Source organism: Commensalibacter sp. ESL0382, from assembly GCF_009725775.1.
Classification (GTDB): Bacteria; Pseudomonadota; Alphaproteobacteria; order Acetobacterales; family Acetobacteraceae; genus Commensalibacter; species Commensalibacter melissae.
The window spans coordinates 208,054-233,123 of the sequence record NZ_WNII01000011.1 but is presented as its reverse complement, the minus strand read 5'-3'; the positions used below and the strand labels follow the sequence as shown (position 1 = coordinate 233,123).

29 protein-coding genes are annotated in these 25,070 nt (G+C 38.5%); 26 read left to right on the top strand and 3 right to left on the bottom strand.

Annotated features, from left to right (window positions below; translation table 11 throughout):
• The first annotated feature begins 4 nt into the window (after positions 1-4).
• The 17 genes from acpS to gloA all read left to right on the top strand — a co-directional run bounded on the left by acpS (position 5) and on the right by gloA (position 15,859).
• The gene (acpS, locus tag GM552_RS05345) at positions 5-427 is read left to right on the top strand and encodes a holo-ACP synthase (protein WP_370533596.1); all 423 of its coding nucleotides are present in this window, start codon (positions 5-7) and stop codon (positions 425-427) included.
• Positions 428-496: 69 nt separating this feature from the next.
• On the top strand, positions 497-1,357 hold the full coding sequence (gene lepB, locus GM552_RS05340) for a signal peptidase I (protein ID WP_155565588.1): 861 nt from the start codon (positions 497-499) through the stop codon (positions 1,355-1,357).
• Complete coding sequence (gene rnc / locus GM552_RS05335) at positions 1,354-2,106, top strand: ribonuclease III (RefSeq protein WP_155565587.1); 753 nt, start codon at positions 1,354-1,356, stop codon at positions 2,104-2,106. The genes lepB and rnc overlap by 4 nt, the downstream gene beginning before the upstream one ends.
• Positions 2,106-2,990: a GTPase Era gene (era, locus tag GM552_RS05330; protein WP_155565586.1), complete on the top strand. Its 885-nt coding sequence runs from the start codon at positions 2,106-2,108 to the stop codon at positions 2,988-2,990. Before rnc ends, era begins: the two co-directional genes overlap by 1 nt.
• Positions 2,991-3,104: 114 nt before the next feature.
• The gene (gene pyrH / locus GM552_RS05325) at positions 3,105-3,848 is read left to right on the top strand and encodes a UMP kinase (RefSeq protein WP_110438157.1); all 744 of its coding nucleotides are present in this window, start codon (positions 3,105-3,107) and stop codon (positions 3,846-3,848) included.
• Positions 3,849-3,935: 87 nt separating this feature from the next.
• A complete protein-coding gene (gene frr, locus GM552_RS05320; RefSeq protein ID WP_155565942.1) occupies positions 3,936-4,457 on the top strand; it encodes a ribosome recycling factor in 522 nt (173 codons plus the stop codon).
• A gap of 25 nt (positions 4,458-4,482) precedes the next feature.
• Positions 4,483-5,256 carry an isoprenyl transferase gene (locus GM552_RS05315; RefSeq protein WP_155565585.1) on the top strand — a complete coding sequence of 258 codons (774 nt, stop codon included), beginning with the start codon at positions 4,483-4,485 and terminating at the stop codon, positions 5,254-5,256.
• Positions 5,249-6,127: a phosphatidate cytidylyltransferase gene (locus GM552_RS05310; protein ID WP_155565584.1), complete on the top strand. Its 879-nt coding sequence runs from the start codon at positions 5,249-5,251 to the stop codon at positions 6,125-6,127. The genes GM552_RS05315 and GM552_RS05310 overlap by 8 nt, the downstream gene beginning before the upstream one ends.
• A 45-nt stretch (positions 6,128-6,172) precedes the next feature.
• The gene (dxr, locus tag GM552_RS05305) at positions 6,173-7,330 is read left to right on the top strand and encodes a 1-deoxy-D-xylulose-5-phosphate reductoisomerase (RefSeq protein WP_155565583.1); all 1,158 of its coding nucleotides are present in this window, start codon (positions 6,173-6,175) and stop codon (positions 7,328-7,330) included.
• A gap of 25 nt (positions 7,331-7,355) precedes the next feature.
• On the top strand, positions 7,356-8,462 hold the full coding sequence (gene rseP / locus GM552_RS05300; RefSeq protein ID WP_155565582.1) for an RIP metalloprotease RseP: 1,107 nt from the start codon (positions 7,356-7,358) through the stop codon (positions 8,460-8,462).
• 199 nt (positions 8,463-8,661) lie between these two features.
• Positions 8,662-11,085, top strand: coding sequence for an outer membrane protein assembly factor BamA (bamA, locus tag GM552_RS05295; RefSeq protein ID WP_155565941.1), 2,424 nt, complete (start codon positions 8,662-8,664; stop codon positions 11,083-11,085).
• 51 nt (positions 11,086-11,136) lie between these two features.
• Positions 11,137-11,988 (top strand): OmpH family outer membrane protein, encoded by an 852-nt coding sequence (locus GM552_RS05290; RefSeq protein WP_122124277.1) that lies wholly within the window; start codon positions 11,137-11,139, stop codon positions 11,986-11,988.
• Positions 11,989-12,014: 26 nt separating this feature from the next.
• Positions 12,015-13,082 carry a UDP-3-O-(3-hydroxymyristoyl)glucosamine N-acyltransferase gene (lpxD, locus tag GM552_RS05285; RefSeq protein ID WP_370533595.1) on the top strand — a complete coding sequence of 356 codons (1,068 nt, stop codon included), beginning with the start codon at positions 12,015-12,017 and terminating at the stop codon, positions 13,080-13,082.
• Between the two features lie 98 nt (positions 13,083-13,180).
• The gene (gene fabZ / locus GM552_RS05280) at positions 13,181-13,636 is read left to right on the top strand and encodes a 3-hydroxyacyl-ACP dehydratase FabZ (RefSeq protein WP_347400847.1); all 456 of its coding nucleotides are present in this window, start codon (positions 13,181-13,183) and stop codon (positions 13,634-13,636) included.
• Between the two features lie 86 nt (positions 13,637-13,722).
• Complete coding sequence (gene lpxA, locus GM552_RS05275; RefSeq protein ID WP_155565581.1) at positions 13,723-14,598, top strand: acyl-ACP--UDP-N-acetylglucosamine O-acyltransferase; 876 nt, start codon at positions 13,723-13,725, stop codon at positions 14,596-14,598.
• Between the two features lie 7 nt (positions 14,599-14,605).
• Entirely contained in the window at positions 14,606-15,469 is an 864-nt protein-coding gene (locus GM552_RS05270) for an LpxI family protein (protein ID WP_155565580.1), read from the top strand.
• A complete protein-coding gene (gene gloA, locus GM552_RS05265; RefSeq protein WP_155565579.1) occupies positions 15,470-15,859 on the top strand; it encodes a lactoylglutathione lyase in 390 nt (129 codons plus the stop codon).
• Here the strand turns inward: gloA and GM552_RS05260 are convergent.
• The gene (locus GM552_RS05260) at positions 15,856-16,086 is read right to left on the bottom strand and encodes a hypothetical protein (RefSeq protein ID WP_155565578.1); all 231 of its coding nucleotides are present in this window, start codon (positions 16,084-16,086) and stop codon (positions 15,856-15,858) included. The two genes, gloA and GM552_RS05260, sit on opposite strands and share 4 nt — an antisense overlap.
• 371 nt (positions 16,087-16,457) lie before the next feature.
• Here GM552_RS05260 and rpmH point away from each other — a divergent pair, with 371 nt between their 5' ends.
• From rpmH to GM552_RS05215, 9 genes are read left to right on the top strand one after another with little or no spacing between them, the layout of a single operon-like run.
• Positions 16,458-16,592, top strand: a complete 135-nt coding sequence (gene rpmH, locus GM552_RS05255; RefSeq protein ID WP_110438144.1) for a 50S ribosomal protein L34 — start codon at positions 16,458-16,460, stop codon at positions 16,590-16,592.
• 56 nt (positions 16,593-16,648) lie between these two features.
• On the top strand, positions 16,649-17,005 hold the full coding sequence (gene rnpA / locus GM552_RS05250; RefSeq protein WP_198185369.1) for a ribonuclease P protein component: 357 nt from the start codon (positions 16,649-16,651) through the stop codon (positions 17,003-17,005).
• Positions 17,006-17,233, top strand: a complete 228-nt coding sequence (gene yidD / locus GM552_RS05245) for a membrane protein insertion efficiency factor YidD (RefSeq protein ID WP_155565576.1) — start codon at positions 17,006-17,008, stop codon at positions 17,231-17,233.
• Positions 17,234-17,267: 34 nt separating this feature from the next.
• The gene (gene yidC, locus GM552_RS05240; protein WP_155565575.1) at positions 17,268-19,037 is read left to right on the top strand and encodes a membrane protein insertase YidC; all 1,770 of its coding nucleotides are present in this window, start codon (positions 17,268-17,270) and stop codon (positions 19,035-19,037) included.
• Positions 19,038-19,043: 6 nt separating this feature from the next.
• Positions 19,044-19,703, top strand: a complete 660-nt coding sequence (gene yihA, locus GM552_RS05235; RefSeq protein WP_155565574.1) for a ribosome biogenesis GTP-binding protein YihA/YsxC — start codon at positions 19,044-19,046, stop codon at positions 19,701-19,703.
• 24 nt (positions 19,704-19,727) lie between these two features.
• The gene (argB, locus tag GM552_RS05230) at positions 19,728-20,660 is read left to right on the top strand and encodes an acetylglutamate kinase (RefSeq protein ID WP_155565573.1); all 933 of its coding nucleotides are present in this window, start codon (positions 19,728-19,730) and stop codon (positions 20,658-20,660) included.
• 37 nt (positions 20,661-20,697) lie between these two features.
• Entirely contained in the window at positions 20,698-21,546 is an 849-nt protein-coding gene (gene dapD, locus GM552_RS05225; protein ID WP_155565572.1) for a 2,3,4,5-tetrahydropyridine-2,6-dicarboxylate N-succinyltransferase, read from the top strand.
• Between the two features lie 28 nt (positions 21,547-21,574).
• Positions 21,575-22,708, top strand: a complete 1,134-nt coding sequence (gene dapE / locus GM552_RS05220; RefSeq protein WP_155565571.1) for a succinyl-diaminopimelate desuccinylase — start codon at positions 21,575-21,577, stop codon at positions 22,706-22,708.
• Entirely contained in the window at positions 22,705-23,352 is a 648-nt protein-coding gene (locus GM552_RS05215) for a hypothetical protein (protein WP_155565570.1), read from the top strand. Before dapE ends, GM552_RS05215 begins: the two co-directional genes overlap by 4 nt.
• Here the strand turns inward: GM552_RS05215 and truA are convergent.
• Together truA and fmt are read right to left on the bottom strand one after the other, a co-directional pair.
• Positions 23,346-24,125, bottom strand: coding sequence for a tRNA pseudouridine(38-40) synthase TruA (gene truA, locus GM552_RS05210; RefSeq protein ID WP_155565569.1), 780 nt, complete (start codon positions 24,123-24,125; stop codon positions 23,346-23,348). The two genes, GM552_RS05215 and truA, sit on opposite strands and share 7 nt — an antisense overlap.
• Positions 24,125-25,054, bottom strand: a complete 930-nt coding sequence (gene fmt, locus GM552_RS05205) for a methionyl-tRNA formyltransferase (protein WP_122123700.1) — start codon at positions 25,052-25,054, stop codon at positions 24,125-24,127. Before fmt ends, truA begins: the two co-directional genes overlap by 1 nt.
• Positions 25,055-25,070: the final 16 nt, after the last annotated feature.

The window sequence follows — 25,070 nt, the reverse complement described above, 5'->3', positions numbered from 1 at the left end:
TAAAGTGATTATTGGTATTGGGTCAGATTTATGTGACATTCGTCGTATCGAAAAAGTCATTACACACCATAAGGAACGTTTTCTTCATCGTATATTTACTGATAAAGAGATAAAAAAGGCTGAAACGCGATCAGACAAACTTAAGTCTGGAACTTATGCCAAGCGGTGGGCAGCAAAGGAGGCCTGTGCCAAGGCATTGGGTACGGGATTTACAGAAGAGGTTTTTTACAAGGATATTGAAATTGTCAATAACGAAAAAGGTAAACCAACATTAAGATTATATAATGGCGCTTTCAGATCTTTACAAAAATTAATTGATAAAAATAAAAAAACGAATATTTTACTGACCATGAGTGATGAATATCCTTATGCATTTGCGCAAGTTATTATTGAAATGCTTCCAATGAATACCGTAAATAAACAGTGATCGTGAAACTTTGAAATACCGCATCTAAATCGGGCACCTATTAGGAATTTAACAAGATAGATTGTTTATATGGAAAATAATCAGGATAAGATAAATAAACCTGTAAAAGATACAGGAAATAATGAAAAACATGATTCAATATGGCATCAGATCAAGGAATTGATTTCTACTATCTTTTGGGGTGGTCTTATTATTCTTGTTATACGCATTTTACTATTCGAGCCCTGCAATATCCCATCTGGTTCAATGATCCCGACCCTTCTGGTTGGGGATTATATTTTTGTTAGTAAATACAGTTATGGGTATTCTCGCTATTCCTTACCTTTCTATCATCCGGATCTTAAAGGCAGGCTATGGTATAAAGCTCCGAAAAGAGGAGATGTAGCTGTTTTCAGAAGTACTAAGCCTCCCTACGATTACTACGTAAAAAGAATTATCGGTTTGCCGGGAGACACTGTTCAGGTAAAAAATAGTGTTTTATACGTAAATGGCAAGGCCGTTGAACGTCAATTTAGAGGAGAATATCACTATAAAGAGAATTCTTCTGTTCCTGTTGAAGTGGATCATCGATTTACTGAATTCCTACCAGCCAATAGTAAAATTGTTAAACACGATATTCTGCAAAAAGATTTTGATGAATATGAACAATCTCCCTATTTATGGAATGGGGAATTAAACGTAAATAATACTGTTATCTACAAGGTGCCTCAGGGACATTTTTTCGCTATGGGTGATAATCGTGAACATAGTGCGGACAGTCGATTCACAGATCCTAATTCGCCAGATTATCTTGGATATGTCCCAATTGATCACTTAATCGGGAAAGTGCAGTTTATTTTTTATTCTTATGATAGTCAGCATCCAGTTTGGCAATTTTGGTATTGGCCAGTTGAAATACGTTGGGATAGATTGTTTAAAGCGGTAAAATGACAAAAATAACTATTAACTCCCTGAATTCTTCTGAAAAAGAACTTGAAAATAAACTGGGATATGAATTTGTAAAAAAGTCATTGTTCCGAAAGGCTTTAACCCATCGTTCCGCAGTGTATGAACAAAAATATGCACATAAAAAAAAGAAAAGAGCCCGGTCAAATGAACGGTTGGAGTTTATTGGTGACCGTGTTTTAGGATTGGTGATGGCGGAATGGTTATTGGAACGTTTTCCGGATGAGCAGGAAGGTGATCTTGGACCTCGTCATGCCAATCTTGTGTCCAAAACAGTTTTGGCAAAAATAGCATCAAAACTTGAAATTCATAACAGTATTCATGTTGCGTCACATGAAGAAAAAGCCGGGGTCAATTATACCGAAAGTGTTCTGGCTGATGCTGTAGAGGCTATTTTGGGGGCGATGTATCTTGATGGAGGACTTGAACCTGTCAGAAAATTCGTCCGTAAATTATGGGTTGATATTATGAAAGCGCAGGCGCTGCCTCCCAAAGATTCAAAAACAGCATTGCAAGAATGGCTGTTGACAAGAGGATTGCCTTTACCAGTATATGAATTGGTTTCCCAGGAGGGTCCGTCCCATACGCCTGTATTTATTATAAACGTCAAGGCACAAAATATGGAGGGACAAGGTAAAGGGGGAAGCAAAAGAAGTGCACAGAGTGCGGCAGCCAAGGATTTGCTGGGCAAACTAAATAAGGTTAATAAAATCAAGAGACAGGGTAATAAGTGATGCGTTGCGGTTTTGTTGCATTAATAGGCGCGCCAAATGCTGGTAAATCAACTTTGTTAAATCAAATGGTAGGGGCGAAATTGTCAATTGTCAGCCCCAAGGCACAAACAACAAGAATGAGGATATTGGGAATTGTTATGCATCAGCAATCTCAAATTCTTTTGGTCGATACACCAGGTATATTTAAGCCTAAGAGACGTCTGGACGAATTGATGGTTTCAAATGCCTGGACCGGTGCGGTGGATTCAGATATAACCCTTTTTATTCTGGATGCACATAATGGATTAAATGAAGAGATTAACCTTATAATTCAAAAATTGAAGGAAACTAGCCGCCGTATTTGGCTGGTATTAAATAAAATTGATAAAATTATCCCCCAGAAACTGTTGCCTCTTGCAGATCAGGTTAATAGTTTACTTTCAATAGAACGTAGTTTTATGGTGAGTGCGAAAAAGGGGAATGGTGTAAATGATTTAATGGAAGCACTGGCAAAAGAGGTTCCTGAAGGGCCATGGCTATATCCAGATGATGATTTGACCAATTTGCCAGACCGGTTGCTTGCTGCCGAGTTGGTGCGTGAACAAATTTTTATGAAGACTCATGAAGAAATTCCTTATGCAATAACCGTTGAAACAGAAAGTTTCAAAGAAAAATCTGATCATTCAATACGGGTTGATTTGGTAATATATGTCTCTAAACCCAATCACAAAGCGATTATAATTGGGCATCAAGGACAAAAAATACGAATGATCGGTGAACGGGCCCGAAAAGAACTTTCTCGTTTATTGGAACGGCCATGTCACGTTTTTTTAACAGTTAAGGAAAGAAAGAATTGGGATAGTGAAAATAATCGATTAAAAGCCATAGGGCTTGATCTTTCATAGGATAAGCATTGTTTGTTAATCAATTAAAATTTATTTTCATTCTTTCAAAATTTTAATGGCTGATATAATATCTTTAACCACTTAAAAAAACTTTATTTACAATGTGAATTTATAATGGTTTCTTCAGAAAAAATTGTTCCTAAACGAGTTTTATTGAAAATTTCAGGTGAGGCTTTACTGGGTGAAGGTAGTTATGGTATCGATCCCAAAGTTGCAAACGCTATTGTAAGCGATATCGCCAATGTTGTTAAGTCTGGTGTGGAAGTTTGTTTGGTAATCGGTGGTGGCAATATTTTTCGTGGCATGACTGCAGCCTCCAAGGGAATAGATCGTGTTCATGGTGATTATGCTGGAATGCTGGCTACAGTGATTAACGCAATTGTTTTGCATAATGTTTTGGAACAGCATCATATTGAAAGCTGTATCATGTCGGCGATTGATATTCCTCAGATTGCAGAAAATTATGTAAGAAACAAGGCCATTTCACATATAAAACAGGGACGGGTGGTTATTTTTGCGGCGGGTACGGGAAATCCCTATTTTACTACGGATACAGCTGCAGCGTTGCGAGCCATTGAGATGGGATGTGATATTATGCTGAAAGGGACACAGGTTGACGGTGTCTATGATAGCGACCCCAAGAACAATCCTGATGCCAAAAGATATGATACAATCACCTATTCTGAGGCTCTCATCAAGGAATTAAATATCATGGATGCGACGGCTTTCAGTCTGGCTCAGGATAATAAGTTGCCAATGATAGTGTTTAATGTACACAAAGAGGGCAATTTTGAAAATGTGTTGTTGGGTAATGGTGTTTGTACCAGAGTGGTTGCTTCTTCTTCAAATCATAAGTAAAAGATAAATTAAATAATCTTAATAATTTTAAAAGGTGTTGATGTGGTTGATGATATTAATAGTTTAAAGCAGGATCTGACACGACGTATGCAGAGCGCTATTGAATCTTTTAAGCATGATCTGGCAGGGTTGCGTTCGGGACGTGCAACTCCGGCCTTGCTGGAGCCTATTCGCGTTGATGCTTATGGAAGCATTACACCAATTACTCAGGTCGCTTCCATTACAGCGCCAGAATCACGAATGTTATCTGTTCAAGTATGGGACAAGACGCTAGCATCCGCTGTAGACAAGGCGATAAGGGAAAGTGGGTTGGGATTGAATCCTATTCCTGACGGGCAATTAATTAGAGTGCCTATTCCACAGTTAACCGAAGAGCGACGTAATGAAATGGTTAAGGCTGCAAGCCGGTATGCTGAAAATGCAAAAATTGCGGTGAGGGGTGTTCGTCGTGATGGAATGGACAAAACCAAAGCTGCTGAAAAAAAAGGTGAAATCAGCCAAGATGATGTAAAAGATTGGTCTGATGAAATTCAGAAAATAACAGATCAGTATGTCAATAAAATTGATGAGGTTTTTGCTGAAAAAGAACGTGACATTAAACAGGTATAGATCATAAACATCAGGTTGATAATTAATGGTTTTACCTACTGTTCATGATAATGTCAAAATATCATCAACTATGGATGATTGTGAAATACCCCAACATGTTGCGATCATTATGGATGGCAACAGTCGTTGGGCGGCTGCAAGAGGATTGCCGAGAATTGCCGGACATCGTGCAGGTGCACAGGCGGTTAAGCGAAGTATAGAATTTGCTATTGAAAAAAAGATAAGATGGTTGACTCTTTATGCGTTTTCTTCTGAAAATTGGCAAAGAACTCCAGAGGAAGTATCAGATTTAACCGGCCTTTTGAAATTTTACCTTAAAAGTGAAGTTAAAAAGCTTCATAAGCAGAATATTCGTATTCGTATAATTGGTGATATTACACGTTTTGACCAAAATCTTCAAAACGATTTGCATGCAGTGGAATATTTGACAAAGAATAATGATGCGCTTGTCCTGACTTTGGCTCTTTCCTACGGAGGGAGAGGAGAGGTTATTCAGGCAGTTAAGAGAATTTGTCAGGATCGGGTTGACAAGTTGCTTGATTCACGGGACATAACAGAAGATTTATTTGCATCATATCTTTTTACGGCAGATATACCAGATCCAGATCTTATTTTACGAACAAGTGGTGAAAGCAGATTATCGAATTTTCTTTTATGGCAGGCCGCTTATGCTGAATTAATTTTCATTGATACGCTTTGGCCAGATTTTGACAAAAAGGATTTTGATAGGGTTATAGATATTTATATTCGTCGGGAACGACGTTTTGGTGTCAGACCGGGATTAGAAGATAGTGAATAGTAATCAGCAAGCTTCCTGGCAGGATTTGCCTGTACGAATTGTTTCTGCAGTGATTATTGTTCCTGTTGCTTTGATTTGTATCGTATGGGGTGAATGGTATTACATCGGTATGATTTCCATTATAAGTATCGTAATGGTATATGAATGGGAAAATCTTTTTAAAATAAGTTATAAAAATTTTAAAGGATGTCTGTTTTTATTTTGGCCCGTTTTAGCCTATTGCGCCGCCCTTGAAGGGATGTGGACACAATCACTTTATATCATATTGGGGTTTGCCTTTATCTTTGGACCGCAATTATGGTTGGGATCAGTGATTATCGGTGGCGCTGGTTTATCTTTATTATGGCTACGGTTTATGACAGGCTTTCAAACCTGGATGGTCATCTGGATTGTTTCGGTTGTTATTGCAAGTGACAGTTGTGCCTATCTTGTTGGAAAACTTGTTGGTGGTCCCAAACTTATTCCTTCTGTCTCTCCTGGCAAAACCTGGTCAGGGGCTATAGGTGGATTGATTGGTGCTGGCTGCGTCGGTGCCTGTATCATTGGATATTTGAATCAAGGAATTGAACATTCCTATCTTATCGGATGTGTCTTGAGTGTTCTTATCGGTATTATGGCGCAAATTGGTGATTTGCTTGAAAGTAAACTTAAACGTATTTTAGGTGTTAAAGATTCAGGCAAAATCATTCCGGGACATGGGGGGGTTCTGGATCGTTGCGATGCTTTGTTGACAGTATCAATTTTGGTTGCTCTTCTTACTTTCTTCCTGCCATCTGAAATAGAGGGTGTCAAATGGAATGGTGGATCGCTAGCTAATAATCAATTAATATTTAATATAAAACCTAATATACCTTTATATTTGTTTAAATAATTAAGGGAGCATTCTGGTTTTGGACATGAAGAGGATTTTCAGGAAATGAAGACGGTTTCAATATTGGGTTGTACAGGAAGTATTGGGTGTTCGACAGTTGATCTCTTGTTGCAAGATCCCCAGGCGTTCAAAACGGTTGCCTTGATTGGGGGCAAGAATTATAAAAGACTTGCTGAACAGGCAATTAGGCTTAATGCTGAATATGCTGTTATTGCAGAAGATCAATTTTTACCAGAATTGAAAGAATTGCTGAATTCTTTCCCTGTAAAGGTAATGGGAGGGCGTCAGGCTGTCTTGGAAGCGGCAGCTATTCCTGTTGATTGGACAATGGCGGCTATTACTGGTGCCATTGGTTTGGAACCAACTTTGGCCGCCGTTAAAAATGGTCGTTATGTCGCCTTGGCTAACAAAGAGGCCTTGGTTTCAGCTGGAGATGTGATGTTAAAGGCCGTGAAAGAGGCTGGCGCGACATTACTTCCTGTTGATTCCGAGCACAATGCTGTTTTTCAGTCAATGGCGGACAAACAATATAATGCAATTGAAAAAATCATTCTAACCGCTTCTGGTGGGCCATTTCGAAAATTTTCCCTTGAAGAGATGAAAAATGTTTCACTAGATCAGGCTTTAAAACATCCGACATGGACGATGGGTGCCAAGATTACCATTGATTCAGCAACAATGTTTAATAAAGGGTTGGAAATTATTGAGGCGGCCAGGTTGTTTTCCGTAAGCGAGAATAAAATTGATGTTTTAATCCACCCTCAATCCATTGTACACAGTATGGTACAATATGAAGATGGAAGTATCTTGGCGCAACTGGGTTCTCCAGATATGAGAATTCCAATTGCTCATACTCTGGCGTGGCCGAAGAGAATGTATTCAAATGTTGAACGATTGAATCTTGCCAAGGCAGGAAAGTTGGATTTTGAAGCACCTGACGAAACAAGATTTCCAGCTTTAAGATTGGCGCGTGAATCCTTGAAAGCTGGTAAATGTGCGCCAACTATTCTATCAGCAGCCAATGAAGTGGCAGTTGATGCATTTCTTCATGAAAAAATTCGTTTTCTCCATATAGCGGTTCTAGTTGAAACCGTCATGCAAAAACTTGGTGCACCGACGGCGAATTCACTAGAAGATGTGTTGCATTGGGATATGGAAGCTCGTCGTTGCGCAAAAGAGTGGCTGAACAATTACAATAACTAATCTAAGAAATATAGGGTAAGACTGGATGCATGCGTTTATAGTAACAATTATCTCTTTCATATTTGTATTAGGAGTGCTTGTATTCATTCATGAACTTGGTCATTATTTGGCTGCACGTTGGCGTGGGGTTCATGTCGACGTATTTTCAATTGGTTTTGGCAAACCGCTATATAAATGGCGTGATAAAGTTGGAACCGAATGGCGGTTATGTCCTATTCCGTTGGGTGGTTACGTAAAACCGCATGGATTTGAAGATCCGGAAGATACCACGGATGAACAAAAAGCAAATTGGATTCCGGGGAAGACATTTCATGCAAAACCTGTATTGGATCGTTCAATCGTTATTTTTGCAGGACCTTTTTTTAATTTTGTTTTAGCCGTGATCCTGTTTGCCGGTGTATTCGCAATTTCAGGTAAACCTTTTATTAAACCAGTGGTGGAAAATATTGTTCCCAATAGTGCTGCCAGTCAAGCTGGTATTAAGCCTCATGATATAATTATTCAAATTGACAAATATAAAAATCCTGATGCTCAATCCCTGGCTTTATTTGCGAAAAAGCATCCGGGAATGACGACAACGGTGATTGTGAAGAGAGAAGGTAAGGGAGTTTCATTGCCGATCACAATTAGTTCAAAATTAATTGACCATAAATCAGTAGGGCAGTTGGGGATTGTCATGGGCAGAATTTTTGTTGAAAAACATCGATTGTCAATCGAAGATTCTGTCGTGTATGCATTCCGTGAAACATGGAATATAACCGCTGACACTGTTATTGGACTGGGGCAGATGGTCACCAGACAACGTTCCTTGAGTGAACTGGGCGGACCAATAAAAATAGCCCAGATTTCTGGTCAAGTTGCAGAAAAAGGTTTTGATCAATTAATATTAATGATGGCAGTTTTATCCATTAATTTAGGTCTTATCAATTTGTTTCCGATTCCAATGTTGGATGGAGGACGGTTATTATTTTATGTTATTGAAGCTGTATGTCGTAAACCTGTGCATAAAAAAATTCAGGCATGGGCATTTCAAATCGGTTTCGGATTGATTTTGTTGCTTTTTTTATTTTCAACATATAACGATATATCACAATTGGGTTTGATAAGCTGGTTTACAAGCCACAGTAAATAAATTCTATTCAATTTCTGTAATCAAAAACTTGTAAAAAGGATTAAAAATCGTTACCCCTTTAGTTTAAGAAATAAAATTTGATTTAATTGTTGTATTTCTTGTGATATTGAATTGAATGGATTTGTTTTGGTAATAAAGGGTGGCTGATTTGTCCGGTAAACGTTCGGCGTTGTTTGCTTCTGTATGCATATTTCCTTTTATGTGCGTATCGTTACATGCTCAAACAACAAGTAAAACTTCTTATGCATCTCATCATAAAAAAGCGGATTATCGTCGAAGTTTTATAAAAAAATCCCGTAATAAAAAGCGTTCTGTTGATAATCAAATAACGAAACAGGGCGGCATTATCCAATCAATTGAAGTATATGGAAATGATCGAGTTGAAACCCCGACAGTTCTTTCTTATATGCTGGCTCAACCAGGTGATCCATTTAATAAGGATTTATTGGATCGTTCTTTAAAAACACTTTATGCCACAGGTTTATTCAAAGATATAAGTCTGCATCGTTCCGGCAGTACGTTACAAATCAAGGTTATAGAGAATCCGATTATCAATCGTGTAGCTTATGAGGGTAATTCCAAACTCAAGGATACGGATATTCAGAAATACACTTCCTTGAGGGCGCGTTCTGTTTATTCCCCTTCACTGATTGCTTCTGATCGTCAGCGTATCTTAGCCATGTATGGTGCAAAAGGACGTTATTCAGTAACTGTTACGCCACAAATTATCAACCTGTCTCATAATCGTATTGATGTTGTTTTTAGAATTGATGAGGGTCCTAAAACCTTAATTAAAAAACTTACTTTTGTTGGTAACCATGCATTCAGTGAGGCACGTTTAAGTCAGGTAACCTCTTCAAAAGAAGCTGCGTGGTATCGATTCTTTTCCTCTTCCGATCAGTATAATCCGGAACGTGTCCGTTATGATGCGGAATTGATTCGAAGATTTTATTTACGTAACGGTTATGTCGATTTCAAAATGATCAATGCTACGGGTGAATTATCACCTGACCATAAATCTTTTTACATCACCTATACAATGGAAGAGGGGCCTCAATATCGTCTGGGTAAGGTTGATGCCCGCTCAAATGTTGAAAATGTGACAGCTGAAAAAGTTCAACGGATGATTCCAATACGTAAAGGGCAAATCTATGATGGCAAGGAAATTGATGACTTAGCTAAAGATATTCAGGAGACATTGCAGTCACAGGGGCATCCCTTTGCTGTGGTAAGACCTGAAATTGCGCGTAACCCGGAAAAAAAGATTGTTGATCTGCTTTTTGATGTTATGGAAGGGCCGAGGGTTTATGTTGAGAGGATAGACATTAACGGTAATACGGTGACTCAGGATAAGGTTATCCGTCGTGAGTTGCCTATAGCTGAAAATGATCCTTTTACTGATACAACCGAGAAATATATAAAGCAATCAGTTGAGGATTTGGGATATTTCAAAACTGTCAAAGTAGAAAAAAGTAAAGGTTCCGCTCCTGATAAACGAATGGTTTCTGTAAATGTTCAGGAAAAACCAACAGGTGAATTCTCACTAGGGGGAGGATATTCTACGGATTCCGGTGTGTTGGGAAATATAGGGTTAAGGCAGCGTAATTTCCTTGGAACAGGGGTTGATGCGGGAATTAACGGTACGATGGCCTATTATGCTCGACAAGCTGATTTTTCGATAACAGATCCATATTTTCTGGGTAAAAATATGGTTGCGGGAATTGATATATTCTATCTTGAAAATAATTATCAGACTTATCAGAACTATGCCGAAAACAGGTATGGCGCAACTTTCCGTATCGGATACGCGTTTAATAACGTTCTGTCACAGCAATGGACATATTCGATTATGGAAAGAAGGGTTCATGATATTTGGAGCCACTCATCTTTCTATATTCTTGATCAAAAAGGCTATTCATTCTTGTCGCAAATTGGTACGACGATTACTTATGACACGAGAGATTCAAGAATGAATCCTCACAGTGGAACCTTGGTTCGCCTGGGTGGTGATTTTGCTGGTGTCGGTGGTGACACGAAATATGTTCGCGGTAAAATTGATGCTGCCCAGTATTTCCCCCTGGATGATTTTACCGGTAATCGTGATTGGACATTGAGTATCAGTGGTGGTGCAGGGTATATAAGCGATATTTCAGGACATAATCATAGAAGCGTTATTGATAACTTTTATCTTGGTGGTAACAATCTGCGTGGTTTCTATGATGGTGGAGTTGGACCAAGAACCCATCCAATCAGTCATGTGGTTGAGGGTAAATCCCATGGTGAGGAAGATTTCCTGGGAGGTCGTTTCATGTACACGGCTTCAGCACAAGTTAATTTTCCCATGCCCGCTTCACGTGATCTGGGTTTAATGGGTCGTTATTTTGTGGATATGGGTGCTTTGGGAGGAATGCGTGTCAAACGCCGTTATACCAATAAAGCGACTGATGGAGATCGTTATACACCGATTTGGGGAAATTCAATGACACCGCGTGTAAGTACTGGTGCTGGTATCTCATGGAAAAGTCCTTTCGGTATGTTGAATGTTGATGTTGGTATACCTATTGTCAAACAGAGACGTGACCGGGTACAACTATTAAGATTTGGTTTTGGACAACAGTTTTAAGGATTTATAATGGCAAAAAATTTAAAGCTTTTTTTGGCGGTGACAGGGTTAATGATTATTCCTTCATTTTCTGGATTTAATAATTCTGTCCATGCCGCGGACGAGAATAATGGATGGTTCATTCCTAAAGGGAGCCAGACAAAACCTGTTATCAATACGCCAAAAACAGTAAAGCATTCCACTGCTAATGTTAGTAAAGCTGTACCGGTTGCTTCTGTTCCTGACACGGATGATTCCGATGAAACCGACATGCAGAATCAAAATCAGCCTGTTTTGCCATTACCACCAATTCCGACACCAGCCCCTATTGCAAAATCCAATCCACCACCACAGGCTGTAATTGGGGTAATCAGTGTTCCGGATGTTATGCGTCAATCAACCGCTTATCTTGAAGCCTCAAAATTATTGGAAGCCCGTAGGGACAATCTGCAACAGGATGTTCAAAAAGAACAAAAAGTTTGGCGTTCGGAACAGCAGCAAATTCAGGCAAAAGCTAGAACAATGACTTCTGAACAAATTCAATCGCGTGCACGTCAGTTACAGGCACGTGTTTTAAAGGCACAAAAGGATTTTCGCAATCGAAGCAGGATTATTCAAGAGGCGGCACAAGTTTCTTTTGGACAGATTGAACGTGAATTGATTCAGATCATTCAGAATGTGGCTTCCAGTCATAATATGAATTTGGTACTACATCGTGAGCAAGTCGCATTAAGCGTTAATGAGCTCGATATTACAAATGATGTTTTAAAAGAGCTTAATAAAAATCTACCATCTGTTTTTGTGCCTGCGGCAAATGTCGATCCTGAAGAATTGGCAAAAAGTGGAACAATGCCAACAACAGCGAACCCTGAACCTCAAAAACCTCAGACCAAAGCGGTTGAACCAAAGAAAACAACTAAATAATTAATAAAATCAGGTGTTATTATAAAGTGAATCTGAATACAATTAATAATTGTCCTGGTGATTCTCGTTTTTTTAAAAAGTCTGCGCCTATTGCCTTGGAACAGATTATTGGGACTTCTGAAGCCAAATTTGTTCCAGCATGCAATGGTCGAGATAAATCTTTTGATTTAATGGGAATTGCACCTTTGCAATCAGCCACGCAAAATGAGGTTAGTTTTCTTGATAATAAACGATATATTGACTTGCTATCTCAAACAAAAGCCGGATTAATAATTGTTTCACCTGCTTTTGCAGATAAAATACCCCATCATTCTCATGCATTGGTAACAAAAAACCCGTATTTGGAATGGGCGAGAATAGCATCTTTGTTTTATCCTAAAAGTTCGGTTCAAGCCGGTATTCATTCTTCTGCCTGTATTGACTCAACTGCCCAGATTGATGATAAAGTTGAAATCCAAGAATTTGTAGTGATAAAGGCAAACGTGAAAATTGGAAAGGGTTCAATTATTGGGTCCCATACTGTTATTGAACAGGGTGTGGAAATTGGTGAAAACTGTCGAATTGGAAGTCATGTTTCTTTGAGCTGTGCAATTCTGGGGAATAGAATTACATTATATCCAGGAGTTAGGATAGGACAGGATGGATTTGGTTTTGCCATTAGTGAACATGGTTTTTTAAGTGTGCCTCAAATAGGTAAAGTTATCCTGAAAGATGATGTTGAAATTGGTTCTAACTCAACAATTGATCGGGGATCGGTAAGAGATACGGTTATTGGTGAGGGATCGAGAATAGATAATCTAGTTCAAATCGGACATAATGTCCAAATGGGAAAATGCTGCATTGTGGTAGCCCAGGCTGGAATATCCGGCTCGACCCGATTGGAGGATTTCGTTACAATTGCTGCACAGGCAGGTTTGATTGGACATATCCATATTGGGGAACATGCCCGAATAGGTGCACAATGTGGTGTAATGTCGGATATTGATGCTAAATCCGATGTAATTGGTAGTCCGGCAATGCCTTTTCGAGAGTTTTTCAGAAATGTTGCTTTTTTAAGGCGTCTTGTTAAGTCGTCTTCAAAAGAAAAGGAATGAACATTCTTGTTTTGCAATAATAATTAATTTTTTCGTTCTTATAATGGTTTGAAAACGTGAATAAAAATCTAGAAAATTCTACAGTTCAATCAGATACAATAAATAGTGAAATCGATATATCTGTTATTGATATCGAGGGAATAATGAAGGCTATTCCGCATCGATATCCATTTTTGCTTATTGATCGTGTAGTTGATGTAAAATTGGGAAGCTCTGCAACAGGAATTAAGAATGTTACGGTAAATGATCAGTTTTTTATTGGGCATTTTCCGGGACATCCTGTTATGCCTGGTGTTTTAATAATTGAAGCTATGGCTCAGACGGCAGCGGTTTTGGTTGTAAAAACACTCGGAAGTGAATTCGAAGGTAAACTTGTATATTTTATGACTGTGGATAGCGCGAAATTCAGAAAGCCGGTTGTTCCAGGGGATCAATTGCATATTCATGTGGAAAAAGAACGTAACCGTGCAAATGTCTGGAAATTTCGCGGTATAGCAAAAGTTAATGGAGTTTCAGTGGCTGAGGCAATTTTCAGTGCCATGATTGTTGGCTAAAAATTCATTTATGGAAATATTTAAAATATAAACTTAATTTTATCATAATTATAGATATTGAGTTATTTTTAAAGTATTTTAAGGGGATGGAGGAAACTCTGACAAAAAATATACAAAAAAATCGTTCCTCTCGTGATTGTTATATCCATCCATCGGCAATTGTGTCTGAAAAAGCTAAGTTGGGACAGGGAATACATATTGGTCCATGGTGTATTGTTGGTGATGATGTTGTTGTTGAAGATGGTGCAAAACTTATAGCAAATGTCATTGTCGAGGGAAAAACTGTTTTGGGTAAAGATTCAGTCTATTATCCATTCTCTACAATTGGTTTGGCCCCGCAAGATTTGAAATATAAAGGTGAGTTGACAAGCTGTATCATTGGTGCCCGTACCATTGTTCGGGAACAAGTGACAATTCATCGCGGAACAGCTATCGGAAATGGGGTGACCCGCGTAGGTTCCGATTGTCTGATAATGGTTAACTCTCATATTGCACATGATTGCTATTTAGGAGATAGAGTGATCATTGTGAACAATGTTGTCCTAGGGGGGCATGTTCACATAGATGATGATGCCCGAATTATGGGATGTGCAGCTATTCATCAATTCGTAAGAATTGGTAGAGGGGCCTTGGTAGGGGGTGTAACAGGAGTTGAATCTGATGTCATACCCTACGGTAGTGTAATAGGTAATCGGGCCCGTTTGGTGGGAATGCATTGGATTTGGCTGAAACGAAATGGGGTTAAAAATCAGGAGTTGCATGCTTTAAGAGGTGTTTATCGAATACTTTTCCCGAAAGAAAATGAACAAGAAATGGTTTTTGATGAACGGTTGAAATTAGCGCACGAAAAATATGGACATATTGAGCGTGTAAAGGAAATACTGGATTTTATTCAGAATCCGAGCCGACGTGGATTGGTTAAAGTTGGACGCATGATTTCCTCTTCTGAAAATGATGATTAAATATTAGATGGATAAAAACCGACAACAGCCTGTTTTAGGTATCTTGGCAGGAGGAGGACCTTTGCCAGGAAAGGTTGCAGAAGCTGCAAAGAAAAAAGGATATTCTATTTTTATTGTGGCTTTTAAGGATTTTGCAGAACCTCATATTGTCAGCTCTTGGCCACATGAATATGTAAGATTAGCCGCTGCAGGACATATTCTAAATATTTTACGCCAGAATAATTGTAAAGAACTTGTCTTGATTGGACCAGTGAAACGACCATCGTTTTTTGATCTTCGTCCAGACTCGGAAGGGGTAAGAATATTAGGAAAAATAGGTAAGGCCCTTTTTGCTGGAGATGATGGATTGCTTGCCTCCCTTGTTCGTGTGCTAAATGAGGAAGGGTTTACGGTACGAGGAGCTCATGAATTTTTACAGCCTGTATATGAGGGAATTTTAGGAGATGTTATTCCAGATAAATTGGCTTTACAGGATATTGTTAAAGGAATTAAAATTAATAAAGTTATAGGAGAGCTTGATATTGGACAGGCTTGTATTGTTCAAAATGAATTGGTTATTGCTGTAGAAGCCATGGAAGGAACTGATGCCATGTTAAAACGGGCGAAAGACTGTCAGCAACCAGGTTTGGGCGGCATTTTGATCAAACAGGTCAAACCGAATCAGGAACGAAAAGCCGATATGCCAACCATTGGTCCAAAAACGGTATATAATGCCCATTATTCCGGATTAAGAGGTATCGCCTTCGAGGCAGAGGGAACGTTATTAATCCACAAAGACGAAATGGTTGCAATTGCAAATCAAAAAGGCCTGTTTCTGTTAAGCTATAATCCTGTGACATTTGAACAAAAATATTTGCGTAAGGAAAATTGAATGTCAATGTTTTTACATACAATGCTTCGGGTTTTCGATCTTGACAAGTCCATTTCATTTTATAAAACACTGGGGCTTCATGAAGTGCGTCGTAAGGATGTGCCAGAGGGTAAGTATACATTGGTTTATATGGCCTATCAAGGTAATGACAAAGGTGGGGCAGAACTCGAACTGACCTATAATTGGGGATGTGAAACGCCCTATAATGTGGGAACAGGATTTGGTCATCTTGCTTTTGGTGTTGATGATGTTACCCAATTGGTTGAGAAAATTAGACAATCGGGTGGCAAAATTACTCGTGAACCAGGACCCGTTAAATTTGGGAAAACATTCATAGCTTTTGTGGAGGATCCAGACGGTTACAAAATTGAACTCATTCAAAATAATTAGAATAAATTATCAATCTTTTTTGTGGAATTTAGATAATCAGAAGTTTTTTCAATAGAACTGGCGATTGATTCTGCTGATTGAATAATTTTTTTATCAGCAGACTTATTGAGGATGATGCGATCGGCCTGTAATAAGGCTGGTGATAACAAGCCCTTAACATCATGTCTTAAAAGTGAAAGTTGTCGATAATGATTGTTTTTAACTTTATATATTTGCGATTGAAACAAGAAATTCATTAGAAAAAGAGTTGCACAAAAAATCAGGCAACCAGATAGCAAAATCAGCTTTATATCTAAATTGTATTTATAGAGTAACATTAAAATTAAATAAACCAAAACGCCTTCAAGCAAATAGACAACATAATTTAATAAATTTTTGCATAAATGGAATTGATTTTTATGAAATGTCATTTTCAAGCATTATATATATTGAGTAATTCTCTTAAAATATCATAAAAAACATTTTATGGCTATTGAGTTTGATTGACGATTTCCCATAATCAGATTATAAACAGCTTTTTAAGAGTTATTATTCTGTTGACCTTTGATGGCTTATTCTGGAATAAATACAATTTGCAATATTTTTAAGGAGAAATTTCGTGAAGCGTACCTATCAACCTTCCAAAATTGTTCGTAAACATCGCCACGGTTTTCGTGCACGTATGGCTACTGTTGGCGGTCGCAAGGTTATTTCAAGTCGTAGGGCCAAAGGTCGTAAACGTCTTTCTGCGTAAGATCTGCTTTGTCAGAACGACTTTTTAGAAAGATAAGGTTACAAAGGGTTCAGTCAATTCAATCAGATTTTAAGCTTTTACACTTGAAAAAAAGAGTGCACTTTTTGAAAGTGGCTGCTCAAGGGCAAAAAATCCCTACATCCAGTTTGGTATTACAATTCTTGAACAGGCATGATAATCAACCGGGAAGGGTAGGGTTTACCGTGACAAAAAAAGTAGGAAACGCGGTTGTGCGAAACCGTATAAAACGTCGATTGCGAGCCGTGATTTATCAAGCTGGAAAAGAAATATGTCTATGTGGGGTTGATTTGGTTCTAATAGGACGTAACAAAACTTTTTCAAAACCTTATCCCCATATCGTCCACGATTTTTACCATGCTTTAAAGAAGGCTGGCATGAAATTTGATGCGTAAATGAAAAAATTGCTTATTCATTCAATTGATTTTTATCGGTTGTGTATAAGCCCATTTTTGGGACATAATTGTCGTTTTAATCCAAGTTGTAGTGAATATATGAAGATAGCTATAGAACAACATGGTGTTGTAAAGGGCATTTTATTTGGTGGATGGCGCATTTTGCGATGTAACCCTTGGAATGCGGGTGGAAATGACCCTGTTCCTCCAAAAAAAACAAGTTATTAGTTTTCTAAAACAAAGAATGATTGGCTGGCTTTGAATGGATAATAAGCGCTTTTTTCTGGCGACTTTACTTTCTGTTTTAATTCTTTTCGCATTTGAATATTTTACGCCTCAAACGTCTTCAGTGCATGAAAATGAAAAACAGGTGACTCAACAAACTGGAACCGGACAGTCCCAGTCCAATATTCCTCATGAAATTAAAACAATAGCAAAAGTGACTGGTCCTGAAGTGAGAATTCCTTTTGAGGCAAACGCTGTAAAAGGATCAATCAATCTTCGGGGTGCTGTTTTCGATGATTTGGTTTTAAAAAACTATCATGAAACGGTTAAAGCTGATTCACCATTGGTTAGAGTCCTTGACAAGGCAGATAGTAAAAAACCCAATTATATTGAAACAGGTTGGTTTAATACGGATAATACGTCTGTTAAATTTCCTGATTCAACTTCTGTATGGAAGGCGGATGAAGAAAAATTAACTCCTGGCCACCCTTTAACCCTGACTTGGGATAATGGTGCAGGAATTGAATTCCAGAAAATTATTTCACTTGATAAGGAATATCTTTTTCATATTGAGCAAAAGGTTAAGAATAAATCAAGTCAACCCGTTCATTTTGTTTTTTACGGACGTGTTAATCGTGGATATGCACCAAAAGAGGTTGGCGGCTATTTAATGCATGAAGGGCCATTAGGAATTATAAATGATCGTCTGGAACAAAATTCCTATAAATATCTGCGGGAAAATTCCAAAGGGGAACATCATATTGCCTGGAGTCAGAACAGTAAAGGGGGCTGGGCGGGTATAACCGATAAATACTGGTTAAATGCCATTGTTCCACAACAGGATAAGAATGTGACAGTTCATTATGGATTTGTTCCAGAAGATCATGCGAATAATTCAGGAGATTCAGAAAATCAAAAAGGGACATACCAGGTTGGTTTCACTTCACAACAGCCAATTTCTGTAGGACCTGGTGAGGTTGTCGTAACGGATGGAAATGTATTTTCTGGTGCGAAGGAACTTCACCTTCTTAACCGCTATGAAAAAGAATATCATATTCCCAATTTCTGGAAATCTGTTGATTTCGGGTGGTTTTCATTTCTTACCTATCCAATTTTTATCGTTCTGGATTGGTTAAATAGTTTATGGGGTAATTTCGGTCTTGCTTTATTAACATTTACCTTGATTGTAAAGCTTGTTTTTTATCCTTTGGCTTCAAAACAATTTCATTCGATGGGCAAGATGAAAGAATTGCAGCCAAAAATGAAAGAAATTCGTGAACGCTATAAAGGCGACCAGGCACAGATGAATCAGCAGATGATGCTATTGTACAAGGAGCAGGGGGTAAATCCTGCCAGTGGTTGTTTGCCGATGTTAATTCAGATTCCGATTTTCTGGTGTTTGTATAAGGATTTGTACGTCACAATTGAAATGCGACATGCGCCGTTTTTTGGATGGATTCATGATTTGTCAGCACCGGATCCAACGAATATACTGAATTTATTTGGTCTTATTCCTTTTGATCCTTCTGTTATTTCACCTTTGTTGCATGTCGGTATTTGGCCTTTGTTATTCGGGGCAACAATGTTCTTGCAGCAAAAATTGAATCCTGCAGTAATTGATCCTGTCCAGAAGAAAATGTTTCAATTGATGCCAGTTATTTTTACGGTTGTACTGGCTACGCAACCTGTTGGATTGGTAATTTATTATAGTTGGAATAACCTGTTAACAGCAATTCAGCAGCTTGTTATTCAAAAACATATGGCAATCAAGGAAAAGCAAGCCATTTCTAAATCAAAAAAAGGATAGGTGGCCATGTTTTCAAAAGATGGCATATCCACTCATCAAAATGATGAAAATGCCCAGTTTATTGAAGCTGGGCGGCTTCTTTTTTCTCGAGAAGCAAAATTTTTCTTTGGTGCACAACGGTTAAATCAGCTTGAACCCTCCTTATTACCGGAAGTTGCTTTTGCCGGACGTTCAAATGTAGGTAAATCGAGTTTGATTAATGCGTTAACAGGACAAAAAATGCTGGCAAGAGCTTCTTCAGAGCCAGGAAGAACTCAACAATTGAATTTTTTCAATATTGGTGGTTGTTTGGTCTTTGTTGATATGCCAGGCTATGGTTATGCCAAGGCCTCTCAATCCGTTAAAAAAGATTGGCAAAAGATGATGTTTTCCTTTTTAAGGGGAAGACCAACGCTTTTAAGGGTTATGCTTTTGCTTGACGCTCGTATAGAGCTTAAAGAAAGTGATCATCAGATTATGAATTTATTGGATAGAGCGGCTGTTACATTTCAGATTGTAATGACAAAATGTGATGGTTTGAGCTCGGTTCAATTTTCACAAAAAGAACAAGAGATAAAGGACTTGATTGCAAAACATACTGCTGCCTATCCTTATATACGTTTTACAAGCAGTCAAAAAAATATAGGTATTCAAGAACTTCGGGCTGATTTGGCTCAGCTTATCTAAGAGAATCATCAGGATTTAACTATTATGGGTAATCATCAATCGTTAGAGTCAGTTAAGGAAGCTGCCAAAGAGGCGCATGAACAAGCCAAGACGCTTGCAAGAGCCTTGCCATATTTAAGACGCTATACGGGTGATACGATTGTTATCAAATATGGTGGTCATGCCATGGTTGACAATCACTTGTCAAACGATTTCGGTCATGATATTGCGCTTTTGAAACAGGTTGGAATCAATCCAATAATTGTTCATGGGGGAGGTCCCCAAATAAATCAAATGCTGAAGCGGATGGAAATTGAATCGAATTTCATTGATGGTTTGCGTATTACGAGTGAGGCTATAATTGATGTGATTGAAATGGTTCTGGCCGGGACAGTCAACAAGCAGGTTGCGACCCTCATTAATCAGGCTGGCGCTTTGGCAGTGGGTATATCAGGTAAAGACGGCGGCTTAATCGAGGCGCACAAGCTTGTTAAACATGTCTGGGATGAAACTCTCAAGTGTGAGAAAACAATTGACTTGGGACTGGTTGGTGAACCTGTTCATATTGATCCTAGGGTTTTATATGCTTTATCTGGTTCTGGACTAATTCCTGTTGTCGCACCTATTGGAACCGATAAACAGGGGCAAACCTATAATATTAATGCCGATATTGCCGCAGGGTCAATTGCCGGAGCAGTCAGGGCATCAAGATTATTTATGTTAACTGATGTACCGGGTGTCTTGGATAAAGATGGAAATCTTATTTCTGAATTAACGGAAGAGGAAGCCAAGGAAGCAATAGCATCAGGAATTATAACAGGTGGAATGATTCCAAAGATTGAAACATGTCTAGAGGCAGTTAAAGCTGGCGCCCAAGCTGCAGTAATTATGGATGGACGAGTACCACATGCCTGTTTACTGGAATTATTTACTGAAGGTGGATCAGGGACCTTAATTCGTTCTGGTAGAGTATTATAATATAAATTATTTTATTATTTGATAAGGGAAAAAATTTATGACAGATATAGATGCCTTGCAAAATGAAATTGATAAATTATGGGAAAATCGGGCCCAATTATCGCCCACAACACAGGGAGTTGCAAGGGAAACGGTCGATCAAGTATTAAATCTTCTTGATATTGGCAAGTTACGGGTTGCAACACAAGCCGATCAAAAATGGACAATACATGAATGGATTAAAAAGGCGGTACTCTTGTCTTTTCGTCTTTACGATAATCATGCCATGAAAAGTGAAATTGGCATTGCCGCTTATGATAAAGTTTCATTAAAATTCAACAACTGGGGGGATGCCGATTTTGCAAAAGCCTGTTTTCGTGCTGTTCCAGGATCAATTGTACGTCGTTCAGCCTATATTGCTTCAAATGTTGTTTTGATGCCAAGTTTTGTCAATGTGGGTGCCTATGTGGATAGTGGAACCATGATTGACACTTGGGTAACGGTTGGGAGCTGTGCACAAATCGGTAAAAACTGTCATATCAGTGGTGGTGTGGGTATTGGTGGAGTATTGGAACCCCTGCAGGCTGCTCCAGTCATTATTGAAGATGATTGTTTTATCGGAGCCCGCTGTGAAGTGGCAGAGGGAGTTATTGTTGAAAAAGGCAGTGTCCTTTCAATGGGTGTATTTTTAGGTGCGTCAACGAAAGTAATTGATCGTAATACCGGAGAAGTGTTCATGGGACGGGTACCAGCTTATTCAGTTGTTGTTCCCGGAACCCTTCCGCCTAAAAAAGCGGTAAGTGAAGACGGCAATACTTTACCTGGATTGGCTTGCGCGGTTATTATCAAACGTGTAGATGAAAGGACACGCTCAAAAACTTCAATCAATGAGCTGTTAAGAAGTTAAATACTGAAAAAGATTGGTTCCATTTAATATGCACGATCCCGTGAAGCTATTGCAAGATCTGATTCGTTGTCCGTCAGTTACACCACAAGATCTTGGAGCGCAGGATATTTTAAAAACAAGACTGAAAAAGATCGGTTTTGAAATATATGATTTGCCTTATGGTGAAGGTAATGACAACGTTTTGAATTTTTTTGCGCGTTACGGGACAGGAAAGCCACATTTATGTTTTGCTGGTCATACAGATGTTGTTCCTGCGGGGAATAATCATTGGCAACACAATCCTTTTCAAGGCGTTATTGAAGATAATATCATTTACGGACGTGGTGCCTGTGATATGAAAGGTGGCATTGCTGCATTTGTAACAGCGGTTGAAAATTTCCTATCTCTTCAAGCTAATTTTACTGGGTCATTAAGTTTTTTGATTACCGGAGATGAAGAAGGGCCCGGTGTTAATGGTACTGTTAAAGTACTTGAGTGGATGAAGGAAAAAAAACATATTCCTGATTTTTGTCTGGTGGGTGAACCAACATCAGCACAGGAGTTGGGTGATGTAATTAAAATTGGGCGTCGGGGTAGTTTGAATGCGGTTATTACTGTTGAAGGTATCCAGGGACATGTCGCCTATCCTCATCTTGCAGATAATCCAATTCATAAATTGATAGAAATATTATCCTCTTTAACAACATTATCTTTAGACAAGGGGAATAAATGGTTTCAGCCTTCATCTGTTCAAGTGACATCTATTGATGTAGGGAATAAAACGACAAATTTAATTCCTGCCACTGCGACGGCGCGGTTAAATATTCGTTTCAATCATTTACATAATGGAAATTCTTTAATAGGCTGGATTGAAACTCAAGCAAGACGTGTTGCAGAACATTGTCAAATAGATATAGTTGTATCTGGTGAGGCATTTTTGACAGAACCAGGAAATGAAGTGCAGGCAATTCGTTTGGCAATTGAAGAAATATCATCTGTCAAACCACGTCTGGATACAGGGGGGGGAACCTCCGATGCCCGGTTTATTTCAAATTATTGTAATGTTGCTGAATTTGGTCTTGTCGGGCAAACTATGCATAAAGTGAATGAAGCTGTACCCATTGAAGATTTAAAAAAATTAAGTTCAATTTACACACAGTTTTTGAAAAATTATTTCCTATGACACTTAATTCAAATAATCAAAAGAAATCTTCTGATTCAAAGCTCAAAGATATTTTCAAGGGAATGCTTGCTCTGGGGGGTGGTAAAGAAGAAGGGATAAATTTGTTTCCCTCTTCAACAGATGGAGTGTTAAGTGCTCTGGCACCGTGGATAGCATTATTAGTGGTCATTGATGGTTTTAATATATTAAGTATTGTTCAGGCAAAAAAAGCATATTTATTTATTTTTACCATATCATTATTTTTATATAAATTATGTACAGTATTACTTATACCGATTTTGATTCATTCTTTTTCCGTCCTTTGGCATAAGGAAAGATTTTGGAAAAGAACAGTTTCAAGTTATTGTTGGTGTCAATGGATGCCAATTTTAGATTTGATTATAGGTATGATGATTGTATCGTTACCTGGTTTTACGCCATCAATTATATTGGGCTTTATGGCGGTTTTAATGATTTTATATCTGGCTTACATGATCTGGATATCATGGATGACGATTAAAGTGGGATTACAGATTAACAATAAACAATCTCTAATCGTTGTTATCAGTTTGTTTTTTTCAGAAGTAATATTGTTGTTTGTTTTGTCAATTTGTAACAGTGATACACTTGTCAGATTATCACATGAATTGTCAGCTGTTCACTGAAAAGGGTCATCTGGATAGGTTATTTCCTTGAGGAACAAACCAGTTGCAGGAGCTTTGATTCCTGCCAATTTTCTATCTCTACCCTGTAAAATTGCATAGGCCTGTTTTATTGGCCAATATCCGTCTCCAATCATTTTAAGGGTTCCTACCATATTACGTACTTGATGATGTAAAAATGAACGGGCCTGTGTTTCAAAATAAATTTTATCATCAATTTGATAAACGTTAAATTTGTCCAAAATACGGATTGGTGACTTTGCCTGACATGCAGTAGCTCTGAATGATGTAAAATCATGGCTTCCCAATAAGGTTTGAGCAGCTTCGTTCATAGCATCGACATTTAATTTCTTTCGTACATGCCATACATGATTAATATCCAAAGCAGGACGGCTCTGACGGTTGAGAATGACATAAATATATTTTCGTTTTATTGCAGAAAAACGTGCATTCCATTCTGCATTAACCAGCCCTGATTGCAAGATTGTAACGGCATGAGGTTTCATATAGTAATTTAAGCCATCGCGAATTTTTTTGGCTGTTAAGGGTATATGTGCCGGAAAATCAAGATGGGCCACTTGTCCCAAGGCATGAACACCGGCATCTGTCCGACCGGCGGTAATGCTGGCTATTTTAAATTGACCGTTGCATAGTTTGCAGGCAGCCTCTTCTAATATTTGCTGAACAGAAAGGCCGTTATCCTGCCGTTGCCATCCAACAAGACCTGTACCATCATATTCGATTTTGACGGCCCATCTCTGTATGGTAAAATTCATTAGACAAGTTTTGTATTTAATTTGAGATGATAACCTTTGAGAAATTCATTGATTGGCATTTTTTTCTTTCCAGTCAATTGTAATTCCAGAATTTTAAGGACCTGATTTTCACCACATGCCACATAAAAATCAGGATGTATAATTGTTCCAGATTCTGCCATGCTTGATTGAGAGCTGAGCTCAGCTTTAAGAATCTTAAGTAATTTTCCTTCTAGAAAGCAGAATGTCCCAGGCCAGGGTGTCAAGGCACGAATTTGTCGATCAATAGATTCAGCTGATTGATTCCAATCAATTTTGCCATCCTCTTTTGTCAATTGCCTAGCGTAGGTTGCGAGCCCTGATAATTGTGGAACTGGTTTTGAATTTGGATTTTCTGTCAATTCTGAAAGGGTTTCAAGTATGAGTTCACCCCCTAATTGCGCAAGTTGATCGTGAAGAATTTGAGTTGTCGTTTTTTTTGTAATTGGAATAGACTTTTCAATATAAACGGCTCCTGTGTCAAGACCTTTGTCCATCTGCATTATGCTGACACCTGATTTTTGGTCACCTGACCAGATTGCCGTCTGAATGGGCGAGGCTCCTCGCCAGCGTGGAAGAAGACTTGCATGGATATTGATACAGCCTAATTTAGGTAGTGTAAGTATTTCCTCAGGTAGAATAAGTCCGTAAGCTGCAACTATGGCTATATCAGGATTAAAAGAAGCGAACTGTTCAAATTCTTTTGGCTGGTTTTTTAATTTGATGGGTGAAAAGACGGGAATATGCAATTGCTCGGCAATATTTTGCACGGCACAGGGAGTTATTTTCCTCCCTCTGCCAGCAGGGCGGGGAGGTTGACAATATACGGCAACAATTTCATGTCCGGCTTGATAAAGTGCCTGTAAAGCGGGAACAGCAAAATCCGGTGTTCCCATGAAGACAATACGCATCCTAGCTTCTCGTATA